Source organism: Chamaesiphon sp. OTE_20_metabat_361, from assembly GCF_031364565.1.
Genome location: NZ_JANLWO010000861.1, coordinates 1 through 1,679, shown reverse-complemented (window position 1 = coordinate 1,679; position 1,679 = coordinate 1). Strand labels below are relative to the sequence as shown.

At 50.1% G+C, this 1,679-nt stretch carries 2 protein-coding genes; one reads left to right on the top strand and one right to left on the bottom strand.

The window, feature by feature from the left end; genetic code table 11:
• The coding region (locus tag RMO35_RS24225) for an NAD(P)/FAD-dependent oxidoreductase (protein ID WP_309745157.1) at positions 1-1,496 on the bottom strand (1,496 nt) is incomplete at its 3' end.
• Here RMO35_RS24225 and RMO35_RS24220 point away from each other — a divergent pair.
• Positions 1,495-1,679: hypothetical protein (locus RMO35_RS24220; protein ID WP_309745155.1), on the top strand; the 185-nt coding region annotated here is incomplete at its 3' end. The two genes, RMO35_RS24225 and RMO35_RS24220, sit on opposite strands and share 2 nt — an antisense overlap.

Here is a 1,679-nt window from a genome sequence, read left to right as displayed (position 1 = left end):
AAACCTTTGGTATTGAGACTTTGATAGTCGTCCCCACGCTTGATACAAATCGGTGATGAAGTGCGGGTTTCCACGCCAGTTAGCACCGCGTCGTGCATGGCAAAACCATCGAGCTGCTTGTCAAATGCTGGAATCGCTTCCCGAATCGCCTCGATCGCGTAATCTGGTAGACTCGCACTCAGATCGCACAGGTGGACACCAGGCTTATATGACGGTTTGACAGTCCCTAACTGACTGGAGGCTTGAGCCGCCAAAAAGTCACCTACCAGTTGTCCTGGAGCCTCATAGGTGCCACCACCGAGCGCAAATGCCTTCTCTTCTAACCGTCGCTGAAACTCGATGCCAGCAATCGGGCTACCCGGATAATCCTCGGGCGTAATACCCACGACGATGCCACTATTAGCATTCTTACCGCTGCGCTCGTACTGGCTCATCCCATTTGTCACCACCCGCCCCACTTCGGATGTCGCCGCGACAACTTGCCCACCCGGACACATACAAAAGCTATAAACCGATCGACCATTGGCGCAATGATGGACTAGGCTATAGTCAGCCGCACCGAGCATTGGATGTCCGGCTTGAGATCCCAGCCGACACTTATCGATGACTGTTTGGGGATGCTCGACTCGAAACCCGATCGAGAATGGCTTGGGTTCGATGTATACTCCCGCATGATGGAGCATCTCAAAGGTGTCGCGGGCGCTATGTCCGACTGCGAGAATCACATGGTTGCTGGGGATATATTCGCCACCAGCTAGAGTTACGCCGCAGACTTGCCCATTTTCGATATTAAGCTGTTCTACCCGACTCTGAAAGCGAGTTTCACCGCCTAATGATGCGATCGTATTTCGGATATTTTCGACAATTTTTACTAGGCGGTATGTACCGATGTGGGGTTTATTAATGTAGAGAATTTCCGACGCTGCACCAGCATTAACTAGTTCTGTCAATACTTTCCGCCCGTGATGATTGGCATCTTTGATCCGGCTGTACAGCTTACCATCCGAGAAAGTCCCCGCGCCGCCTTCGCCAAACTGAGCATTGGATTCTGGGTTGAATTTTGCCTTGCTCCAGAAGCCGAATGTATCGACAGATCGATCGTGTACCGCCTTACCCCGTTCTAAAATAATCGGGCGAAATCCCATCTGTGCGAGTAATAACCCTGCAAACATCCCACATGGCCCGCAGCCAATCACGATCGGGCGTGACTCTAATCCAGAGTGGGCTTGGGTTACATGCCGATAGCTAGTATCTGGAGTCGGCACGATATGCGGATCTTTTTTAAATCTCTGTAGTAGCTGTTGCTCTCTAGTTGTCTCGATGTCAATAATATATACAAAAGAAACTGCGCCGCGTTTGCGCGCATCATAGCTCCGCTTAAAAATCTTGTGCCGAATCAAATCCTTGGGAGCGAGGGAGAGTTTTTTGAGAATGGCGGACTGGATATCTGCTTCGGTGTGTTCTAGTGGGAGTTTGACTTCAGAGAGGCGGAGCATGAACGTTATCCTGGGCAGTGGGGGCAAAATCTACTCTTATTTTGTCACAATGGTCATAGTTGCTGCCAAAGATCGGATACCAAAAAATATGACTAAATCGAGAACTCGCGTGCGGGAATTATCCACCGCAGCTTATGCTAATGGCGACTATACAGGCTGGTTTGAAACTTTATATGCTGAAGC